Annotated in this window: 15 protein-coding genes and 1 pseudogene; 2 read left to right on the forward strand and 14 right to left on the reverse strand. The window is 70.8% G+C overall.

Features of this window, described 5'->3' with window-relative positions; translation table 11 throughout:
• Nucleotides 1–12: 12 nt before the first annotated feature.
• From fxsT to ACFVT1_RS30390, 5 genes are all read right to left on the reverse strand, one after another.
• Nucleotides 13–3,945, reverse strand: a complete 3,933-nt coding sequence (gene fxsT / locus ACFVT1_RS30370; protein WP_389801052.1) for an FxSxx-COOH system tetratricopeptide repeat protein — start codon at nt 3,943–3,945, stop codon at nt 13–15.
• A complete protein-coding gene (fsxC, locus tag ACFVT1_RS30375; protein ID WP_389801081.1) occupies nt 3,929–5,284 on the reverse strand; it encodes an FxsC protein in 1,356 nt (451 codons plus the stop codon). The genes fxsT and fsxC overlap by 17 nt, the downstream gene beginning before the upstream one ends.
• Before the next feature lie 210 nt (nt 5,285–5,494).
• The gene (fxsBH, locus tag ACFVT1_RS30380; protein ID WP_389801053.1) at nt 5,495–7,729 is read right to left on the reverse strand and encodes a radical SAM/SPASM protein FxsBH, inactivated beta-hydroxylase extension form; all 2,235 of its coding nucleotides are present in this window, start codon (nt 7,727–7,729) and stop codon (nt 5,495–5,497) included.
• Between the two features lie 30 nt (nt 7,730–7,759).
• Nucleotides 7,760–7,927, reverse strand: a complete 168-nt coding sequence (locus tag ACFVT1_RS30385) for an FXSXX-COOH protein (RefSeq protein WP_389801054.1) — start codon at nt 7,925–7,927, stop codon at nt 7,760–7,762.
• A gap of 282 nt (nt 7,928–8,209) precedes the next feature.
• The gene (locus ACFVT1_RS30390; RefSeq protein ID WP_389801056.1) at nt 8,210–8,923 is read right to left on the reverse strand and encodes a hypothetical protein; all 714 of its coding nucleotides are present in this window, start codon (nt 8,921–8,923) and stop codon (nt 8,210–8,212) included.
• A 239-nt stretch (nt 8,924–9,162) separates the two neighbouring features.
• On the opposite strand from ACFVT1_RS30390, the gene ACFVT1_RS30395 reads away from it, so the two are divergent.
• The gene (locus tag ACFVT1_RS30395; RefSeq protein WP_389801058.1) at nt 9,163–10,089 is read left to right on the forward strand and encodes a DUF4231 domain-containing protein; all 927 of its coding nucleotides are present in this window, start codon (nt 9,163–9,165) and stop codon (nt 10,087–10,089) included.
• 53 nt (nt 10,090–10,142) lie between these two features.
• Here the strand turns inward: ACFVT1_RS30395 and ACFVT1_RS30400 are convergent, their stop codons facing one another.
• The 9 genes and pseudogenes from ACFVT1_RS30400 to ACFVT1_RS30440 form a co-directional block, all read right to left on the reverse strand.
• A complete protein-coding gene (locus ACFVT1_RS30400) occupies nt 10,143–10,619 on the reverse strand; it encodes a hypothetical protein (protein ID WP_389801060.1) in 477 nt (158 codons plus the stop codon).
• 210 nt (nt 10,620–10,829) lie between these two features.
• Nucleotides 10,830–11,729: a S1 family peptidase gene (locus ACFVT1_RS30405; protein WP_389801062.1), complete on the reverse strand. Its 900-nt coding sequence runs from the start codon at nt 11,727–11,729 to the stop codon at nt 10,830–10,832.
• A gap of 252 nt (nt 11,730–11,981) precedes the next feature.
• Entirely contained in the window at nt 11,982–12,797 is an 816-nt protein-coding gene (locus tag ACFVT1_RS30410; RefSeq protein ID WP_389801064.1) for a DUF1684 domain-containing protein, read from the reverse strand.
• Between the two features lie 4 nt (nt 12,798–12,801).
• Complete coding sequence (locus tag ACFVT1_RS30415; RefSeq protein ID WP_389801083.1) at nt 12,802–14,121, reverse strand: NtaA/DmoA family FMN-dependent monooxygenase; 1,320 nt, start codon at nt 14,119–14,121, stop codon at nt 12,802–12,804.
• Between the two features lie 17 nt (nt 14,122–14,138).
• Complete coding sequence (locus tag ACFVT1_RS30420; protein ID WP_389801066.1) at nt 14,139–15,203, reverse strand: LLM class flavin-dependent oxidoreductase; 1,065 nt, start codon at nt 15,201–15,203, stop codon at nt 14,139–14,141.
• Between the two features lie 226 nt (nt 15,204–15,429).
• Nucleotides 15,430–16,182: an amino acid ABC transporter ATP-binding protein gene (locus ACFVT1_RS30425; protein WP_389801084.1), complete on the reverse strand. Its 753-nt coding sequence runs from the start codon at nt 16,180–16,182 to the stop codon at nt 15,430–15,432.
• Between the two features lie 38 nt (nt 16,183–16,220).
• Nucleotides 16,221–16,331 (reverse strand): annotated as a pseudogene (locus ACFVT1_RS30430) (amino acid ABC transporter permease); the annotation flags it as partial.
• Between the two features lie 155 nt (nt 16,332–16,486).
• The gene (locus tag ACFVT1_RS30435) at nt 16,487–18,346 is read right to left on the reverse strand and encodes an FAD/NAD(P)-binding protein (RefSeq protein WP_389801068.1); all 1,860 of its coding nucleotides are present in this window, start codon (nt 18,344–18,346) and stop codon (nt 16,487–16,489) included.
• Entirely contained in the window at nt 18,343–19,209 is an 867-nt protein-coding gene (locus ACFVT1_RS30440) for an amino acid ABC transporter permease (RefSeq protein WP_389801070.1), read from the reverse strand. Before ACFVT1_RS30440 ends, ACFVT1_RS30435 begins: the two co-directional genes overlap by 4 nt.
• A 545-nt stretch (nt 19,210–19,754) precedes the next feature.
• Between ACFVT1_RS30440 and ACFVT1_RS30445 the strand changes: the two genes are divergently transcribed.
• Nucleotides 19,755–20,699 (forward strand): ABC transporter substrate-binding protein, encoded by a 945-nt coding sequence (locus ACFVT1_RS30445; protein ID WP_389801071.1) that lies wholly within the window; start codon nt 19,755–19,757, stop codon nt 20,697–20,699.
• Nucleotides 20,700–20,817 lie beyond the last annotated feature (118 nt).

A 20,817-nucleotide genomic window follows, 5' to 3' on the forward strand; every position in this document is an offset into this window, starting at 1 on the left:
CTCCCCGCTTGCTCATACCTGCATCGGTTCCAGTTCGCGTTCGAACCGGCGCTCGTCCCGGGCGATCCGGGTCATCGGATGGTCGTCGCCGAGCTGCCGGGACAGCTCGTCGACCGTCTCCGCCCTCAGCCGCATCGCCTCGCCCTTGCGCCCCATCGCATCGAGCGTGACCGCCATGTTCGACATCATGGCCAGGGTCTCCGGGTGGTGCGCCCCGATGACGTGCCTGAGCTGTCCCGCCACCTTCCGTTCGGTCTCCAGCACGATGTCGAGATCGCCGCGTTCGGCCGTCGCGTTGGCCAGGTTCATGACGCAGAACAGGGTGTTGGGGTGCTCCGGCCCGTACACCTCCCGCATCGACGCGACCACCCGGGTCAGCACCTGCTCCGACTCCTCCACCGCACCGGCCCCCAGCTGGTAGACGCCGAGGTTGTTCAGGGCGGCCAGGGTGTACGGGTGCTTCTCCCCCGGCACCTTCATGTACTGATCGACGACCTCCTGCGCGGTGTCCCTGGCCTCGGCCGCCTCACCCGCCGCGTACAGGTCGGCCGCCAGATTGAGGTCACAGGCCAGCGACTCCGGGTTGGCGGCGGTGTACTTGGCCCGGTACCTGGCACGGGTGGCCACCGTGAGCCTGCGCGCGTCCTCCAGTCTGCCCGCCCGGCGCAGCGACACCGCCAGGCTCTTCGCCGCGCTCAGCGTGCCGGGGAAGGCCCGGCCGAGCGTGGCCTTGTAACTGTCGTACGTACGGCTGAGGATGCCGACCGCGTCCTCGTACCGTCCGACGTCACGCAGGTCGCGGGCCAGGTTCATGGCCGAGGAGAGGCTGTACGGGTGCTCCGCGCCGAGCACCTCGACGCGCCGGTCGAAGACGTCCTGGTCGATCTCCCTGGCCCTGGCGTACTGCCCGATGGACCGCAGGGTGAACGCCAGGTTGTTGGCGGCCGCCAGGGTCCGCGGGTGCGAATCGTGGAAGATCTGGTTGAACCCGTCGGTGGCCTCGGTCGCCAGCTCGATCGCCCTGGTGTACTCGCCGAGCGTGCCGAGGTCGGTCGCCAGACTGCTGGTGCTCATGTACGTGTGCGGGTGCTCCGGGCCCAGGACCTCCTGCTGCATCGCCAGGGTGATCTCGTCCAGCTCCCGCGCCTCCACGTAACGGCCGCGCGAGCGGTAGATGTTGGCGAGGTGGAAGCAGAGGTAGAGGTACTGGATGTCCCGCTCCCCCAGTGTCTCCTTCCAGATGGCGCGCAGCTCCTCGCAGAGCGTGGCGGCGGTCCTGAAGTCACCTCGCTTCCAGAGGTAGCGGACACGGTCGATCAGCAGCCTGCGGGCCTCCGGCTCCCTGCAGTTGCGGGCGTCGGACGGGCCGAGGTGCGGCCAGATGGTGGCGAACTGCGGCCAGGTGGAGGGGTTGTCGATCGGCTCGTCGTCATCCGGCCGGGCGCCCGCCAGGATGCGGTGGACGGCGTGCCGGGCATCCCGCTGCTCCTCCTCGCTGAGCTGCGCCCGGATGACGGCCTGGACGAGTCGGTGCACCTGGATGGAGTTGGAGACCTGGTCGACCTTGGCGAGGGCGAACCGGCCGATCTCCCGGATGACCCGGCCCAGCACCAGCTTCTCCTGGAGCGAGGCGTCGTACGGCTTCAGTGCCTCGATCATCTCCTTGCTGTAGAGGAGGTTCCCCGAGATCGGCTCGGGGGCGAAGAAGGCGCAGAGCTGGAGCAGCCGCACCGCGGCGGGCGAGCGCTCCTTCAGCCGCTGGATGGAGATGTTCCAGGTGGCGGCGACCGGCTCCGGATATCCGGCCGGCTGGTTGAGCGCCAGGACCTCCGGGGCCTGCTGCGCCAGCTGTTCCAGGTAGGTGTCGATCGGGGTGGCGGTCTCCGCGATCCAGGCCGCCGCCTGTTCGACGGCGAGCGGCAGGTCGCCGACCGCGGTGGCCACCTGTGCGGCGTCCTCCTCGCTCAGCCCCGGAGCCCGGCGCTGGAGGTGCTCGATGGACTCCTCGCGCAGGAAGACGTCGACGGGCAGTGCGTCGCCGTGCTGGGACCACGCCTGGTTCCGGGAGGTGACCAGGATGTGCCCGGAGCCGCCCTGCGGGAAGTAGCGCCTGAGCCGCTCGGGGTCGTCGGCGTTGTCGAAGACCAGCAGCCAGCGGTCCGAGGGCACCCCGCGCCGCAGCAGGTCCACGGCCTCCTGGGAGGCGGCCGCCATGTCGTCGCCGCCCTGGGCGCCGAGCCGGACGGCGAGCTCGGCGAGCGAGGCCACCACGTCGTCGGTCTGCTCGGACGATATCCACCAGACCAGGTCGTAGTCGGCCATGAAGCGGTGCACGTACTCCAGGGCGACCTGGGTCTTGCCGACACCGCCGAGTCCGTACAGGGTCTGCGGCTGCGGCAGCACGACGGCCATGCCGCCGCCGAGCTGGTCGCGCATCCGCTCCAGGACCAGGGAGCGGCCGGTGAAGCCGGGGTTGCGCGGCGGCGCGTTCCAGATCCTGGGGACGGTGCCGGGGAAGCGCGGTCCGGGCGACACACCGTCGGTGAGCTGTACGGGCCGGTCCAGGGCGCGCAGCAGGGCGGCGGTGGCATGCACCTCGTCGAGCCGGAAGAGGTCGACGGGGTTGCGGTCGATGTAGGGCGCGGACAGCCGGACGTCACCGACCCTGAGCGGCAGGAGATGGCGCCGGCCGCCGCCGGGGTCCTCCGCCACGGCGCGGTCCCAGAGGTTCACCGCGCGCTGCGACTTGAGGTAGGCGCTGGACAGCAGCACCACGGTACGGGCCGCGTTCTCGGTGGCGGTCGCCGGTTGCGGCGCCTCCCGCTCGGCGGACACATCACGCGGCACGACACGGAACCCGGCCCGGGTGAGCACGGATTCGATCCAGTCGGCCCACATCCGGTTCTCCGCCACATAGCTGAGGAAGAGATCGGCCGGCAGCGCGGGCCTGCGCCGGGTGAACGCGTCACGGATGCGCAGCCGTACCTCTTCGCCGACCGGTGGCATCGAGGTGATCTGCTGGTCGGTGATGACGGAGGTCAGGCGTTCGAAGGCGGAGAGCAGCGAGTTGGTGAGGCCGGCCTCGTCGCCGAAGGTGGCGAGGGTCTCCTCGTACGCGTAGTAGGGGCGGTACGGAATCTCCACCGCGCCCCAGTAGGCGGTGAGTTCGTCACCGGACAGATCGCGCGGCAGCCGGTCGAACTTCAGCCGGGCCAGTGCCCGTCCGGCGTCGGCCTTCTCCTTCTCGCCCTCGTCGATGCGCATCGGGACGGGGAAGATGGAGATGGGGCGGCCGGTGTAGCGCTCGGAGATCTGCCGGGCGACGGAGGCGGCGCCGTCGATGGACTGGTCGCTGAGGGTGAAGCAGTCGACCAGGATGTCGGGCAGGTGGACGGTGCAGATGTCGGCGATGTCGCTGAGGCCGGTCCGGCTGTCGATCAGGACGTAGTCGTAGTTGGCCTTCATGTCGTCGCGCAGGGCGTCGAAGAAATGGCCGCCGCCGAGCCGGTCGTAGAAGTTGTCCCAGTCGAAGGTGGAGACGGTCGCGGAGTATTCGCGGTTCTGCCGTCCGGCGGAGACGAAGTCGAGGGTCCCGCCGTGCGGGAACTCCCAGCCGAGCGCCTCGGGCGTGAGGGACACGGCGTGCGGCTGGATGCGGGCGTAGTCGCGGTGCCAGTCGTCGGCGCGATGGACGGGGCTGGTCGCGGCCCAGGCGTACTCGGTGATCAGATCGATGACACCGGTGGTGGCACCGAGGGTCGAGGGGTCGAGGAACGGGTGGAAGAACCGGTGGAGCCCCGGTGCCTCCAGGTCCCAGTCGACGGCCAGTACCCGCTTTCCGTTGGCGGCGAGTATCCAGGCGGTGTTGGCCAGGGCCATGGTGCGCCCGGTGCCGCCCTTGTACGAGTAGAAGGTGACGATGCGCCCGTCACGACTGGCCGTCATCCGTGTCCTCCGCATCCGTCGCAGGGTCGTGTGTCTCGGGGATGTAGTTCGTCTGCGCCATCGGCCCCGTCAACCGTGTCCGTTCGGTGTGCCCGCCGCCGGTGGCGGGCGGATAGACCGCCGCGTGTCTCAGATACTGCTGGGCCGCCACCTCGACCACCTGCGGCAGGATCTGCCCGAAGGCCTCCATGCTGGGTACGCCCTTGGCGGCGACCCGGCAGTAGGCCCGTCCCTGGCGCATCTTGGTCGGCATGGTCTGTTCGAGCTTCTCGGTCAACTCGGCCTCGGCCGCCCGGCTTTCGTGGTCCTCGCGGTTCCACGGCACGACCATCGTCACCCAGGGGCGGTTCTCGGCGTCGAAGGCGGCGAGCCGCCGGCACCGGTCCTCGTCCTGCAGGGCCCAGCGGTCGACGAGCAGGATCTCCGGCCTGCTGGGCGGCTGTTTGCCCTCCGGGTGCCCGGACTCCTCGTCGAAGGAGGAGACGGTGGCCTGGTAGTTGAGGGAGCGCACCAGGTCCTCGGCGACATAGGCCAGGGGACGGGCGGCGGCCGGGTGGTAGGGGTTCCAGTCCTGCGGATTGTCGCCGTAGTACTCGGCGTTGCGCCCTTCGGGCAGGTCGTGCCGGGTGGGGGCGGCGATGGTCACCTGCATGGGGCGGGGGCCGCCGACTCCGCTGTTCGGCGGACCGAAGGCGCTGGGGGCCAGCCGGTAGTCGACGGGGCGCCCGGTGCCGAGCCTGATGGTGTCGGCGACGTTGACGATGCGCTTGGCGAGTTCGTACACCGCGCGTTCGTACTCTTCGGCGAAGAGCCTGAGCTTGATCAGTCCGTAGAGTCCGTCACTGACGTAACGGTCCCCGAAATCACGGTGGTTGAACTGTAATCGCTCGGCCGGTCCCGGAAGCTGGCTCGGCGGTACGGGCACCCAGAGCGCCGGAACGATCGCCTCGGCGCGCTGGTTGGAACGGGCCCGGTGGTGGATGGCGCGCTGAGCGAAGGCGTACCACTCCTTGCCGCACATCTCACTGGCGAAATAGCGCGGCGAGAACAGCGGAACGAACACCCGGCAGGTGGCGAGCACCTCACCGAGCCGTTCCGACCAGCCCTCGCCGGAGCGTATCTCGCGGTCTATGAAGCCCGCGGGCGCGCCCGCGGGCAGATCGGTCATGGCCATCACATGGCCGCAGAGATCCTGGAAGAGCCGCTCGACCCACATGTCGGGGTCCGTTCCACCGCCGTACCCCGGTGTATGTGCGTAACTCAAGAAGAAGTACGGCCGATGGTCCGCCGCTCGCTGCTGCGTTGTTGCGTGCACACGACCCCCGTCCTGTGTGAGCACCCGCACCCGAGGAGTGAAGTGAATGCGAGCGAATTCATCATTCCGGAGCGGACGTTGCTCCACCCCCATGGCGTTCGGTCATTCAACGCCGGTTTTCAGTCATACGTGCCCAGGTGCCGTCGATCATTTCTTGATCGAATTCGGTCTGCTCCCGTTCCTCCCAGTTGTCCTGTGCGTACGGACGGCCCCAGCTAAACCGGAATGCGAGGCTCAGATTTCTTTTCGCATCTGATCCAGCAGTTGTTTTCCGCTGGTGGTCAGCTCGGCGGCGCCTTCCAGGGTGTCGAGCGCCTGCGGTACGCCCTCCAGGAAGTGCGGGTCGAAAGCCCCCAACGCCATCCGCTCATAGGTTTCGGCCAGCAGCCGGGAAAACGGAACCGGTTCTTCCCGCCAGGGCATCCGATGTTCCCAGGAGCCGTCCGCCGCGTAAAGATCCGCGACATCCCGAAGCGCCCGCAATTCGGCCCGCCGGAAACCCCGCAGCAGCGCGAAAGCCAACTCCTCGGCGCTGCCGTCCGGGGAGATCCCCAGCGCGCCGAATCCGTGCTGTCCGACGGCGGGCTCCGCCGGGGCCAGGCCGGTCAGCGGCGTGAGGGTGGTGAGGCGGCCGGCCATCTCGCGGGTGCGTCCGGGCGCCTTCGCCCCGATCAGCGTCCACGCCTCGCCGATCCTGGCCTCCAGGCCGGCGGCGGCCCGGTCGTCGAGGGCGTCCGCGGCGCGCACGGCGAAGCACTTGCGGTACGGGTCGAGGTCGTCGAGCACGAAGCCGGGCGTCGGGCCGGGCGTCGCGAGGCGGCGCAACGGCCGCCAGCCGGGACCGGCCTCCTGCGGCCGCACGATCCGCCGCTCGGCCCCGCCGTCCCCTTCCCGCCGGACGAGGAAGCCGTCCCCGGTGGCCCGCACCAGCGCCGTGCCGCGCTCCCCCGCACCGGCGATCCGCAGTTCGCCGAGGCCGGGCAGGAAGATCCTGCCGCCCCAGAAGGTCACGCGTACGGGCAGATCGAGGCCGGCCCGCACGACGGCGGACGCGAGGTACGCCGGGATCCGGCGCGCCACCTGCACGGCCCCGGGCCGGTCCTCGACCAGCTCCATCGCGTCGAGCAGCCAGGTGCGGGTGTACGGGTGCGCCAGCACCTCGGCCAGGCCGCGGGCCCCCTCCTCGGACGCCTCGATGGTGGTGGCCAGCTCCCAGGCGGCGGCCCACCGCTCGCCGCCGTACCGGCCGATGTCGGCGTTCAGCCGGGCGAGCAGGGTGCGGGTGAGGTCCTGCTGGGCGGCGAGCAGTTCGTCGGGCTCCGCCACGGCGGGTGCGACGAGGGCCGCCGCCGTGCGCGCCTCGATGCCGCGCACCAGGGCGGCCAGATCGGCGCAGTACACGGACGGGTTGTCGAATGCGCCGGACGGCCCCGTGGAGCGGTACCGGTGGGTGTACAGGCCGCCTCCGCACGAGCGCACGACCGGGCATCGGCGGCAGGTCTCGCTGACTCCGGCCAGCCCCAGCTGGCGGGCCCGCACCCCGGGGTGGGCGGCGACCTCGTCGAAGGCGTGGGTGAAGACATCGAACCCGGTGGCCGCCGCGCCTTCGTAGGCGCTCTTGAGCGAGTCGACCTGCTCCAGCTGACCGTCGGTCTCCACGACGACGAGGTCGGTGGGGGCGAGCCCCAGGGATTCGGTGAGGCTGGGGCCGCCGCTCAGTGTGGACAGCACCGAGGAGAAGAGCCGTACCGGCACCGGGCGCCCCCGCTCCTGCCAGTGGTCGAAGACCGCGAGCAGCCAGTCGGCGTAGGCGGTGGGTGATCCGTCCGGGCGGGGCGGCGGATCGTCCCAGGTGGCGTGCGGGAGCAGGAAGTCGACGAGCGGGGGGTCGAGCTCGGCGAGTGCGTCGAGGACCGCGCGCGGGTCGTTCTGGATGTCGACGGTGCACAGGAGCCCGAGGTACAGGTGGCGGTAGCGCTCCTGCCGGAGCAGCTCGACGGCCTTGAGGACCAGGGGGTGGCTGCTGCGCCCGTCGGCGTAGCGGCGGTGCCGGTCGTTGGCGGCCCGGTCCCCGTCGAGGGAGATGCCGACCCTGACGCCGAATTCGTCGAAGAGGTCGAGGTAGCGCGGGCTGAGCTGGGTCCCGTTGGTGTGGATGCGGAGGTCGAGCTCCGCGATGCCTTCGAAGGCGGAGGTGAGCTCTTCGCAGACGCGCCGCAGTCGGGCGGGGCCCGCCAGCAGAGGCTCCCCTCCGTGCAGGATCACTGACACGGAGGGCAACGCATGCGTTCTGGCATGCTCGGCCAGGCGCTGAGCTGTCCGGAAGATGACGTCGTCAGAGATTGCTTTGGGGCGGGTACGCCAACTCTGATCTGCATGTTCGTAGACGTAGCAATGATCACAGGCAAGATCGCACCTGCTGTGCACTTTGAGCACAATTTCGCGGAATGGGACCAGGGGTCCTGTCATTCCCTCAGTCTAGCCAGCATGGAACGCGATTCAGAGCGCAGAACTGAAGGTCGACGCCTGGGTGTGGCGGTCGGTCGAGGCCGAAAAAACCCGGCCAAGCTTCCTGGTGGCTTCTGCGGTGCGGGTGTCGATCTTGGAGAGCGGCACAGGGTTCTTCTTCGCAACAGCGAAGGCGCGAGGGGAATCAGAGATCTTCACGGCCGTCCTTGAGGGGAGTTTTCCGGATCACGAGAAATGCAGCCAGTTTCTGTACGACCACAGTGCCCGGCGGCACGACTTTACTCCCCTGAACGGGCTTGGCAACTGCGGAGATCCACTCGTCACACGAGTGGCACACAGGGCTGCGTCTTCCGTTCGAACGGAAGACGCGCAGCGCCACGCAGGCGAGGGAAAACCCAGGTGGGGCAGGCGATTGAGGACGAGGCCGGTCCGGTCCGCGCCACCCCGCCCCGGTGCCGGCGGCCCACGGCGCACAGGGTGTCATCCGGCCGGGGCTGCCCGGTCGGTCCACACGCTCTTCATGCAGTCCAGGGTCCGCTCGTGGGTGTCACCGACGACATCCGTGACCCTGACTCGCACGTAGAGCGACTGGACCCGTTGGGCGAAGAGCTCGGAGAACGCGCCCATCAGCACCGTCTCGTGCCCGCCCACAGCTCCCATCAGGGGGAATCCCGCGCCGAACTCGATCAGCCGGAAGTCCTCCCCGACGGTGAATCCGGCCTCGGTCAGTTCGGCCACAGTGCCGGAGACGCTGTTCCACTGCGCGTCGGCGGAGTCGTCCGCCCCCTGCATGACCACCCGGGTGTCCCACGACTCGATCACGGCCATGTGCTGGCCGCCGTTGAGTATCCCGACGCGCCACGCAGGCGCCTCCGCCGCCAGCAGCCCCGTCGTCCAGGCCGCCCGCCAGCCCAGGTACGGCCTGACCGTGCGGGCATACTGCGCCCGGGCCAGTACGGCCCCGAGCGAGACCGCCAGCAGACTGCCCAGCACCTGCGCGTCGATCAACTCCAGACGCCACGGCCACTCGGTCCGCGCCCCGGCCGTCGTGTTCACCCGGATCGTTTCCCAGACGAGCAGCGCGGTCAGCAGGCCGAGGAGCACGAGCGGCGTGGTGAACAGCAAAGGGCTGCGCCGGACCCGCCGTTGAGCGCCGGACAGGGGATCCGCGTTCTCACCGTATGCCTCACTCATCCCCGTTCCCCCCGTCGGTCGGTCGCGAGGAAGGCGCCGGACGTCAACCAGCCTCGCCACGCGGTCAGTTGGACCACATTGCCACAGTGTCCCGGATCGCACGAGGGGGCCTTCCCAGGGACCGAAAAACGCCGTTGGCACCCCGCGTCCATTGCCGTGCCAACGGCACACCTCTACGCTCATGCCCCCCTTTCGACTCACCGGACGAGCACGCCCCTGACCGCAGACGGAGAGTGAACATGACGGCGATTCCCGGACCGCTCCAGAGCATGGTGTTCAGGAACGCCGATCTGCCGGAGCTCTTCCACCACACCGACGCGATCGCCGTCGCACGCCAGCGGGAGGCCGTGAACACCACTCGCGTCCAGCTGATCCTGCTGGTCGTGGGCACGGTTCCGGCCTCGGTGCCGTGGCATGGAGAGGTGGCCGACTCGTTTCAACTGGCGGATGTGATCGCCGTGTTGGCCTACGCGGGTGTCCTGATCACGACCTATCTCACCGCCCGGCGCAAAGCAAAGTCGCAATGGCAACTCAACCGGTCCGCAGCGGAGTTCATCAAGTCGATGTGCTGGCGCTACTCGGTGCACGGATCCCCCTTCGACACCAGCACCCAGCACCCCGAGGCCATGTTCGCGAACCGCCTCGAAGAGGGCCTCCAGGAGCTCCGGAAGGTGGGGTGGGCCGACCCCCGCGATCTGACGGCGGACTCGGGCGGGCTGATCACGGACTCCATGCGCGAGTTGCGGAACAAGGCGTTCACCGTGCGCAAGGAGACGTATGTACGGGACCGGCTGATCGAGCAGCGCAGTTGGTACCGCAGGCGCCAGGAGGTGTCCCGACGGGCCACCCTGGTCTGGTCGACCACCATTGCCGTACTCACGGCGCTGGCCCTGGTGTTCGCGCTGCTGAGGACGTTCTCCGTCACCCAGTCCTTCGCCCTGACGGGGGTGCTGTCGGCCGCTGCCGCGGCCTGTCTGGCCTGGAGCGAGATGCGCCGCCACCACCCGCTGATCTCGGCCCACTCGCTGGTGGAACAGGACCTGGAGTCGATGCAGGTGGCGATGGAGACCACCCTGACGGAGCGTCAGTGGCCCCGGGCCGTCTTCGAGACCGAGCGCATCGTCTCCCCGCAGCACACCGACTGGCTTGCCAGGCACCAGATGTGACGTCACGTCATAGCTTGTGCGCGGCCGTGCACGAGGACGGCCGCGCACACCGGTCAGCGTTCCACGCCCTCGCGCCAGATCACGGTGACCGGGCGGCCCAGGCCGCGGGCGTACGTCACGATGTCGCCCGTGCCGCCGAGGCCGCGGGCCGGCCGGCCGTCCCACACCGCGAGCAGCCGGTCGCAGTGGTCCGCGATGTACGTGCCGGCCGCGTAGTACGCCTCGTCGGTGGAGTGCGGGTAGCCCAGCCGGACCTCCCGGACCGCCCGGTCCTTGAGGGCCCGGTAGCGGGCGAGTTCGGCGGCGTCCGCGAAACAGGACTCGTAGTCGCCGCTCGGGATGACCACGGTCAGGTCCGCGCCGCGGGCCAGGGCCAGGTCGGCGAAGAGCTGGTCCGCCCCCACCGCCAGGCTGGAGAGCGCTTCCAGGGAGCCTTCGAGGCCGCAGAGCGCGGCCTGCAACCCGGCCAGCACATGGGCTTGGGCCTCCTGCGGAATGCTGCGATGGCCGGTCACTCCGATGCGTTTCACGGATCTGGAACCCCCTGAGGTGTCTGCCGGGGGTCCCCGGAGGGCGTCCTCCGGGAGGCACAGCATCCGCCCCCGTTTGCTCCTGCATGACCGACCTGCCCCACATCCTCTCAAAAGTCGCGGGGTGAACGGGAGTCCCCGCCCGGGATTCGGGCGGGGACTCCGTGTCGGTCGGCCGCTTGTCCGGAGGCCGGGGCCGGGGCCGGGGTGTCAGTAGACGCTGACCCCGTACGCGCTGAGTGCCTCGGTGACCGGCTGGAAGAACGTCGTACCGCCCGAGGAGCAGTCGCCGCTGCCGCCCGAGGTGAGGCCGATCGCCTTGGAGCCGGAGTAGAGCGGACCGCCGGAGTCACCGGGCTCCGCGCATACATTCGTCTTGATCATGCCGTAGACGATGTCCCCGCCGCCGTAGTTGACCGTGGCGTTGAGGGCGCTGACGGTTCCGCTGTGGGTGCCGGTGGTGGAGCCGCGGCGGGTGACGGACATGCCGACCGTCGCGTCGGCCGCGCCGGTGATGTCGACGCTGCCGACCGTGCCCTCGTGGGAGACCGCGGCGTTGTCGTACCGCACCAGGCCGTAGTCGTTGGTCGGGAAGCTGGAGCCGACCGTCGGGCCGATGCTGGTCGAGTTGGAGGAGTTGGTGTACCAGGGCGGGTTGCCCTCGGTGCAGTGACCGGCGGTCAGGAAGTAGTAGGTGCTGCCGCTGCGGACGTTGAAGCCGAGGGAGCAGCGCCAGCCGGGAGCGTATATCGCGTCGCCGCCGGAGAGCAGCTTGCTGAACTTTCCGGCGGTGCGCTCGATCCGCAGGGCGCCCGCGTCGGCTCCGGCGGACTGCTTGATCTTCTCGATCTCGGCCGGTGAGACGGTGCTGTCCACCATGACCGCGAGCTTGCCGGTCGCCGGGTCGATGTTCCAGGCGGTCCCCGCCACATCGGCGCCGAGCACGGCGTCGCTCGCGGCGGAGAGCTGCTTGGCGCTGAAGGTGGTGGCGCTGTCGGCCTGGGCGCTGGGGACGGCGAGCGCGGCGACGGCGACGAGGCCCGCCGCGACGGCGACGGCCCTGCGGCGTCTCGCGGTACCGCTGAGGGGGGTGGTGCGCTTGATCCTCACTTTTCATTCCTCCCGAGGGGAAGTCGGGGGTCCGCCTGTGGGGTGGCCGGACCCGTGAGGCGCAGTCGTTCGCACGGCGGCGTCCGCGGTTGCGGAATGCCGTGCTCCTGACAAGCGCTGCTCGGGAGTATTCAAGGCGTCAACTTCCGGCGCAAGAGGGCCTGCTGACCCGAGAACGCCACCCCGCACGCGGCGGCCCCGGCAGCACGCGGGCTGCCGGGGCCGTTGTCCCGAGGGGGAGGCGGCGGCGCGTCAGCCGTCGACGCGGCTCCGCTCCCCCGCCTCGACGGCGAGGGAAAGGGTGTTGCCGGGCGGTGGGAAGGGGCAGATGAAGTGGTCCGCGAAGGCGCAGGGCGGCAGGAGCGCACGGTTGAGGTCGACCGTCACGCTGCCGTCCTCGGCCGGGGCCGCGGGCCGCAGGAACCGGAAGCGGTAACTGCTGTTCCCACTGGTGGCATCTGCGAAGACCGCCCAGAGCGAACCGTCGGGCTCGACCGCGACCTGCAGGGTGTGCTCCGCACCGCCGGCCTCGAACGCGATCTCACCGCCGAGTCCGAGCCCCCGCTCGACGCCGTCGGCGTTCTCGACCCGGACCGTACGGGCGGTGTCGTACGGGCGGAAGGTGCCCGGCAACGCCCAGCGGGCGTCGTACGGGGTGGCCTCGACGGCCCGGAAGGCGCGCCGCGCGGCGGAGTGCGGGTCGAAGTCCCGTACCGCCCAGAGCCCTTCGCGACGGAGCACGACCAGCCGCCGCTCGCCGTGCGCGACCCGGGACCCATGGATCGGGCCTCGGTCGGCGGTGAGGCGGACCCGGCCGGTGAAGGGCTTGCCGTCGACGGTCAGGCCGTCGGCGGCGTCGGCGCCGAGCACCAGTTCCTCGCCGTCCTCCCGCCACTCCCCGGGCACCCCGGGGATGTGGCCGTCCGGGTGGTCGAGGAGCCAGTGGGTGCCGGTGAGGGAGAGCGGTCCGTACGGTGCGGCGACCGTGGCGGTGCGCTCCTCGTGCCAGTGCTTCCAGTCCTGCGCCGCCTGCTCGGAACCGTGCGGCTGCTGTGCGTCCGTGCTCATGTGTTCAACCTTTCCACACCGGTTCGGCGAGCCCGAGATGCGACCGCAGCGTGAGACCGGTGTATGCGGAGCGGAACGCACCGCGTTCCTGGAGGAGCGGGACGACCCGGTCGACGAAGTCGTCCAGGCCACCGGGGGTGAGATGCGGTACCAGAATGAAGCCGTCGGCGGCGTCGGCGGCGACGAACTCCGTCAGCTGCGCCGCGACCGTCCGGGGGCTGCCGATGAAGGACTGCCGTCCGGTCGCCTCGATGACGGTCTGCCGGATGGACAGCCCCTTCTCCTTCGACAGCGCACGCCAGCGGGCCGCGACCGCGAGCGGGTCTCCGTGCCTGACCCGGCCCTGGACCAGCGAGGACTCGGGGTCCGGGTCGCTCTCGGGAAGCGGTCCGTCGGGGTCGTAGGAGGAGAGGTCACGGCCCCAGACCTGTTCCAGGGCCAGCAGCGCGTTCTGCGGGGAGACCTGCTGGAGGCGGATCTCGGCCGCCCTCTCCCGGGCCTCGGCGTCGGTGTCGCCGAGTACGAAGGTGACCCCGGGCATGATCTTCAGCTCGTCGGGTTCCCGGCCGTACTTCGCCAGCCGCGCCTTGACGTCGGCGTAGAAGGTACGGCCGGCCTCCAGGGTGCCGTGCCGGGTGAAGATGACGTCGGCGGCGGACGCGGCGAACTCGCGGCCCTCCGGGGAGTCCCCGGCCTGGATGACGACCGGATGGCCCTGCGGGGAGCGCGGGACGGTGAACTCTCCCTCGATGCCGAAGTGCTGCCCCTGATGCGTGAAGGGGCGCGAGGTGCCGTCGGGGGTCCAGGTGTCCCACAGTTCGCGGGCGGTGGCGACGAACTCGGCGGCCCTCGTATAGGGGGTCCCCCCTGTTCGAGCGGAGCCGAGAGCTCGGGGGAGGTCGGCCCGGTCGAGATAGCCGCCGCGCCGGAAGTTCTCCCCCGTGAAGGCGTCCGGGGAGGTGACGGCGTTCCAGGCGGCCCGGCCGCCGCTGAGGTGGTCCAGGGTGGCGAGGCGGCGCGCCAGTTCGTACGGCTCGTTGAAGGTGGTGTTGACGGTGGCGGCGAGGCCCAGCCGGTCGGTGACGGCCGCCAGCGCGGCCAGCACCGTGAGGGATTCGGGGCGGCCCACCACGTCCAGGTCGTGGATCCGGCCGTTGTGCTCGCGCAGCCGCAGCCCCTCGGCGAGGAAGAAGAAGTCGAACCTGCCGCGTTCCGCGGTGCGGGCGAGATGTTCGAAGGAGGAGAAGTCGATCTGGCTCCCGGAACGAGGGTCCGCCCAGACGGTCGTGTTGTTCACACCCGGGAAGTGGGCGGCGAGATGCATCTGCCTCGGTGCGGTGCTCATGCGCGTCCCCCTTCGAGGGCGTACCGGTTGGCGGGGCGGGCCAGCCCCAGGTGCTCGCGCAGGGTGCCGCCGGGGTAGAAGGTGCGGAACAGGCTGCGGTGCTGGAGCAGGGCGACGGTGCCGTTGACGATCCGTTCGAGGTCGCGCCCGGGGGTGATGGGCGTCAGGTGGAAGCCGTCCACCGCGCCGCCGCGGTGCCACCGGGCGATCAGTTCGGCGAGGTCGACCGGGCCGCCCCGGTAGTAGGAGCCGCCGGCGAGCGGCGGTCCGCTCTCCAGTCCGGGTTCCGGGGCGGTCTCGGCGTCGCCGAGGTCGACGGTGAGCGCGACCAGGACCCGGAGCGTGTCGGGGTCCCGTCCGTACGCCGCGGCGCGCCGGCGCAGATCGGTGCGGATCGCGGCGGCCCGCTCGGGGGCGGTGGCGCGGACGAGGACGACATCGGCGTGGCGGGCCGCGGTCTCCCTCGCCGGGCCGCCGGTTCCGTCGACGACGGTGACCGGGTGCCCCTGCGGAGGGCGGGGCACGATCGCCGGGCCCCGTACCGAGAAGGAGGCTCCCTCGAAATCCACAGGGTGCAGCTTGTCGCGGTCGATGAAGCGCCCGGTGGCGACGGACCGGATCTCGGCGTCGTCCTCCCAGCTGTCCCAGAGCCGGGCGCTCACGTCGGCGACCTCACCGGCCTCGCCCCACAGCTCGTCGGCGGGCGCCGCCGGGCGCCGGCCGAAGAGCCGGGCCTCGGCCTCGGTCGTGGACACATCGACGTTCCAGCCCGCCCGGCCGCGGCTCACCCAGTCCAGGGTGGCAACGGCGGACGACACGTGGAACGGCTCGGTGTGGGTGGTGGTGACGGTCGGCACCAGACCGATCCGGTCGGTGGCGGGCGCGACCCGGGCGAGCACGGCGAGCGCGTCCGGCCCCGGCCTGGCGAAGGAGTCGCCGAGGGTGACGAAGTCGAGGGCGCCGCGCTCGGCGAGCCGGGCGAGAGCGATGTAGTGGCCGGGGGCGTAGCGGGGCGGGCCGCCGATCTCGGCGGCCAGGTGGAGGGGTGCGGTTGTGGGCATGGGGGTACCTCTCGGGGCTCTCGTGGGGCTCAGTTCTCGGGCTGGGGCAGGCGGGCGGGTCGGTCCCGGATCTCTCGACGGCCTCGTCGGTGAGCCCCCAGCGCTTCAGCACCTCGGCGTACGAACCGTTCTGCGGCGGTGAGGGCGGCGAGCGCCGCGGCAAGGGTGCGGTGGACGCACACGTGCGTACTCCTCGAAGAGAACACGGGAATGAGCATGGGCGGGGTCACAGGACCTTGGAGAGGAAGGCGCGGGTGCGCTCGTGGGCCGGGTCGTCGAGTACGTCGCCGGGGGCGCCCTGTTCGACGATCCGGCCCTCGTCCATGAAGACGACGGTGTCGGCGACCTCGCGGGCGAACCCGATCTCGTGCGTGACGACGATCATCGTGGTGCCCCGGAGCGCCAGGTCCTTGATGACGTCGAGGACCTCACCGACCAGTTCGGGGTCGAGCGCCGAGGTCGGCTCGTCGAAGAGCAGCAGCTTGGGTTCGAGGGCCAGGGCGCGGGCGATGGCGACCCGCTGCTGCTGCCCGCCGGAGAGCTGCCTGGGGTACGCCCCCGCCTTGTCGGCGAGCCCGACCCTGGCGAGGAGCTTCTCCGCGGCGGCGACGGCCTCCTTCCTCGGACGGCCGAGGGCGGCCACCGGGGCCTCGATGAGGTTCTCCCGCACGGTCAGGTGCGGGAAGAGGTTGAAGTTCTGGAAGACGAAGCCGATCCGGGTGCGCTGTCGCAGGACCTCGCGCTCGCGGAGCTCGTACAGCTTGTCGCCGTCCCTGCGGTAGCCGACCAGGGTGCCGTCGACGCTGATCCAGCCGTTGTCGACCTTCTCCAGGTGGTTGATGGTGCGCAGGAGCGTGGACTTGCCGGAACCGGACGGGCCGAGGACGACGGTCACCTCGCCGGTGCGCACGGACAGGTCGATGCCGCGCAGCACTTCGAGGCTGCCGAAGCGCTTGTGGACGGAGCGGATCTCGACCATGGCGTCCGTGGATCCGGTGGTGCGGTCGGTGGTGCGGCTCATCGCGCGGCCCCCTCGGCGTAGTGGCGTTCGATGTGGTGCTGGAGGACGGAGAGCACGGTGGTCAGGAGGATGTACCGGACCGTCGCGACCCTCAGCAGGGGGACGACGGTGAGCGTGTCGTGGTCGACGGCGGTGGGCGCGGCGACATGTGGTCCTGTCGATGTAGCGATCGGTGGATCGCCGGTGAGGGACATGAGGGGTCCTTGAGCTGTTCGGGCCGCGGGGCGGGAGGAGGGGACGGGGCCGACCGGGAGTCGCCGGGTCAGGCGCCGAGGCGGCCGTCGCCACAGGAGAGGTCCCGGAGGAAGGCGAGCGCCGCGCGGGCGGTGGCGTCGTTCTGCCGGAGGGCCGGGCCGCCGGTGCCCGGCCGGGTGAAGGCTCCGCCGGCGCGCGCGGTGGTGAACGGGCCGAGCGCGAAGCGGCGCGGGTGCGGGCGGCCGTCGCGCCCCAGGATCCGGCCGTCCTCGGGGTCGACCGAGAGCAGCCCGGTGCCCGTGGCGGCGGCCCCGTCCTCGTACAGCTCCCGCAGCAGCGGGCTGCGGGTGCGCTCCAGCGAGGGGTCCGGCAGCCGGGCCTCGACCAGGGCGCGGGCCTCGATCCGCTCCCCGGGCACGGTGGCGCTGCCGGCCAGGAAGACACCGCGGTGCTCATCGGTCCCGACGGTCATCCCGGCGCCGAGGAAGCGGACGACACCGGCCCGGGAGAGCGCGAGGAGCTGGTGCAGCCGGGGTCCCGGCGGACCGGAGGCGAGGTAGCTGAAGAAGCCGTGCCACCAGCCGCCGATGTCGCCGAGCCGGATCAGCTGCCCGTAGGCGGACAGCAGCCCGAGGAAGACGGCGAGGTCCGGGCTGTGGTCCGGGTCGTGACGGCGTTCCAGGTCGGCGGCGACGTAGTCGCGCAGCCCCTCCTGGAGTGCGTCGTACGAGGGGTGGCGCACCCCGTCCAGGGGGCGGTCGAGCGCTTCGAGGTCGAGCCGGTCGGCGGGGTCGGGGACCGCGGCCGCCACCAGGGCGCGCAGTTCGGGTCCTGCCGGGTCCGCGGCGGCGTACCTCGCCTCGAAGTCGGACCAGTCGCCCTTCGTGCGTCCGGGGTGGGCGGTGAAGAGCCGGTGGTAGTGGGCGTGGCCGAGCTCCTTGTCGACATGTGGCCACACATCGCGCCGGAAGTCGACCGGCTCGCCGGTCTTCAGCAGCGCCTCGGTCCGCTCCGGGCCCAGGAAGCGCGGCAGGGGCGGCCGTTCGCCCTGCCAGGCATAGCCGATCTTGGAGTGGTACGGAACGCCCCGGCGCGAACCGACGTGGAGCACCGGCTCCCTGCCGGACGGCACGTACGCGCCGTTCTCGTACCGTCCCCCGCGCCCCTCGGTGAGCAGCACCATCAGATCGACGAAGGCGAGTCCGAAGCCCCGGACGATGACCGGTTCGCCCGCGGGCAGGCCGGTCAGATCGGTGTCGGCGGTGAAGTCCGGCGGCAGGTGGACGAGCCCGTGCCGGGCCGCGAAGCGCGCCAACTCGACCTGTTCGGGCTCCGGTTCGGCATCCAGGTGGCCGATGGTGAGGGCGACGAGATCGGCGAGGAGCGGTCTTTCGCGCCCCTCCAGCCAGACGCGCTGGCGCCCTTCGCGCGGCCCGGTGACGCGCAGGGCCCTGCTGCGGTGCCAGCGGACGGTGGTGCCCTCCGGGAGTGCCGCCACCGCCTGCTCGTACACCCAGCGCAGGTAGACGCTCTGCAGTCGCCTGCTCGGGAAGTCGCTTCCCGTCAACGCCTCTATCTCTGCCAGGAGTTCGGGTTCCGTGGCCGCCCCGTCCGGGAGCGTCAGACGTCCGTCCCGAAGGTCCGCCGCCCAGGTGTGGAGCGCGGGCCCGGGGCGTATCGGCCCTTCCTGCCGGACCGTGTCGTCGGTGAACATCGTGACGTCCTCGGCCATGGAGTTCATCCAGAGCAGGGGCGACTGGTCGTGCCGCCAGATCCGTCCGCCGCCCGGCGGGTACGGGTCGACGAGGTGGATGTCCAGCGGCCGGCCCCCGTACAGGCCGGGGGCGTTGGCGGCGATGCGCTCGATCAGGCCGGTGCCGCGCGGTCCGGCGCCGATGACGACGAGCGCCGGCGTCGTCGCGCTCACCGGGCGCCGGCCGTGCCGCGCGCGTAGTGGCGCTCGATGTAGTGCTGGCCGATGCTCAGCAGCGAGGTGACCAGGGCGTACCAGAGGGTGGCGACCAGCAGCAGCGGGATGACCTGGTAGGTGCGGTGGTACACGAGCTGCACCGAGTACAGCAGGTCCTGTACCGCGATGATGCTGACGATCGAGGTGCCCTTGAGCGTGCCGATCAGCATGTTCCCGGCGGGCGGGACGATGGAGCGCATCGCCTGCGGCAGCACGATCCGGCGGAGCCGGCGCCAGGGTCCGAGGCCCAGCGACTGCGCGGCCTCGATCTGCCCGCGTTCCACGGAGAGGATGCCGCCGCGGACGACTTCGGCGGCGGAGGCGGCCTCGTGCAGGGTGAGCCCGACGACGGCGACGGTGACGGGACCGAGGAGGTTCACCGTACGGACGCCGAGGATCTCCGGGTAGAGCGCGCCGATGTTGAACCAGAACAGCAGCTGGACCAGGATCGGGGTCGACCTGAAGAGCCAGACGTACCCCCAACCGACCGCCTGCAGAACGCGGTTGCCGGAGAGTCTGAGGACGGCGAGCAGCGTGCCGAGGGCGAAGCCGAGCACCATGACCAGCGCCGTCAGCCACAGGGTGAGACCGAGGCCGCGCAGGACGGCGGTGGTGGTGAAGTAGTCGGCGACGACATCCCATTGGAAGGCTTCGTTGCGGACGACGGAGTGGAGCACCAGGGCGAGCAGCGCCAGTACGGCAACGGCCGCCGCCCACTGGCCTGTTCGGCGCACCGGGACGATCCGGAGCCGGTCGGCCCCGTCACTCTTGGCGAGCGGGGTGGTGGAGGAGGAAGGGAGGGTATCTGTCTGCGCGGACATGCGAAGGCTCCGTGGATGCAGAGATCGAACACGGGGCGTGCCTTCAGCGGAAACACAACGCGGACCGGGCCCCTCAGCGCCGGTCCGCTTCCGAGATAAGCGCTGTTCGCCGCGTGTTGTCAAGCTTGTCCACACTGTGAGTCGTACGTCTCAGCTCAGTTGACGGACCACCGAATGCCTGTTCCACTTGGGCCATGCATTCGCAGCAGTGGCTGGTCAAGCGCTCCCACATCGACTTCGGTCGCGTGTGGTCCTCCTCCTGTTGAGCCGACCCCCTGTCCTTCTTTTCCGTGTGTCTCTGCCTCGCGCCGTGCGCGGCGCCTGAGCACTGTTCCCCGCGTGTCCTCACGTAACACGACGTCGCTTCGCGCTCCCTCCCCTCGCTCTGCGGACTTCCGGCTGTGCGGCTTCCCCGCTCGGCCGCTCCGCCGTTTCCCGTTCCACCGCTTTCCTCGCCCCCGGCCGTGGGGGCACCGCGTGCTGCCCTGCTCATGGGTGCGCCGCCGCGCCCGCGCACGGCCGACGACCCGGGAGAACCACGCCTCATGCCCCGAACCCGGCACACCGCTGCCTTCGCGCTGATCACCGCCGCCGCTCTCGCCCTCACCGCGTGCGGGTCCGGTGATCCGGCGGCCGCACCGGCCGGCGCCGCCGGGACCGCGGCCGCCAGGGGAGAGGTCCCGACGGCCGATGTCGTGTCGGCGGTGCGCGAGGACGAGGCCGCGGCGAAGCTGCTGCCCGCCGGCGTCCGCTCCTCCGGCACCCTGGCCATCGCCTCCAGCATCGGCAACCCGCCCGGTGCCACCTATCTCCCGGACGGGAGGACGGTGGTCGGTACGGACATCGACTTCGCGGACGCGGTGGCCAGGAAGCTCGGGCTGAGACTGAAGCGCGAGGTGGCCTCCTTCGAGGCGATCCTGCCGGCCCTGGACAGTGGGAAGTACGACGTGGGCACCGGGAACTTCGGGGTGACCGAGGAGCGCCGCAGGACGATTGACTTCGTCACGTACATCAATGACGGCCAGGGCTTCGCCGTCCGCGACGACAGCGGACTGAAGGACGTCACCGACCTCACGCAGCTCTGCGGACTGACCGTGGGCACCGGCGCGGGCACCACCTTCGAGGTGACGCTGGAGGAGAACAGGCACCGGTGCTCCGACGCGGGCAGGAAGCCGTACGAAGTGAAGACCTACAGCGACCAGGGAGCGATCTGGGGCTCGCTCCAGCAGGGCCGCAGCGATGTGGTGATGTCGACCATCAACGGGCTGCGGTACGCGGTGGAGCAGCAGGAGGGCGTGCGGTTCCTCAATGAGTTCAAGCGCCTCGACGTCGGCTTCGCCTTCAAGAAGGGCACCCCGCTGGCGCCCGCCTTCCGGGCCGCGGTCAACAGCCTCAAGGCGGACGGCACCTACGACCGGATCCTGAAGAAGTGGGGCATCGGCGTCTCGGCGATCAAGACCTCGCAGATCTCGCCGCCCGAGATCGAGTGACCCGGTCCGGGCCCGGTACGCGAAGCCCCGTTCAGCTCGCACCCGGTACGCGAAGCCCCGTTCAGCTCGCACCCGTTCCGCGAAATCCCGCCCGGCCCGCGCCCGGTCCGCGAAATCC

Source organism: Streptomyces sp. NPDC057963, from assembly GCF_042887155.1.
In the GTDB taxonomy this organism is placed as follows: domain Bacteria; phylum Actinomycetota; class Actinomycetes; order Streptomycetales; family Streptomycetaceae; genus Streptomyces.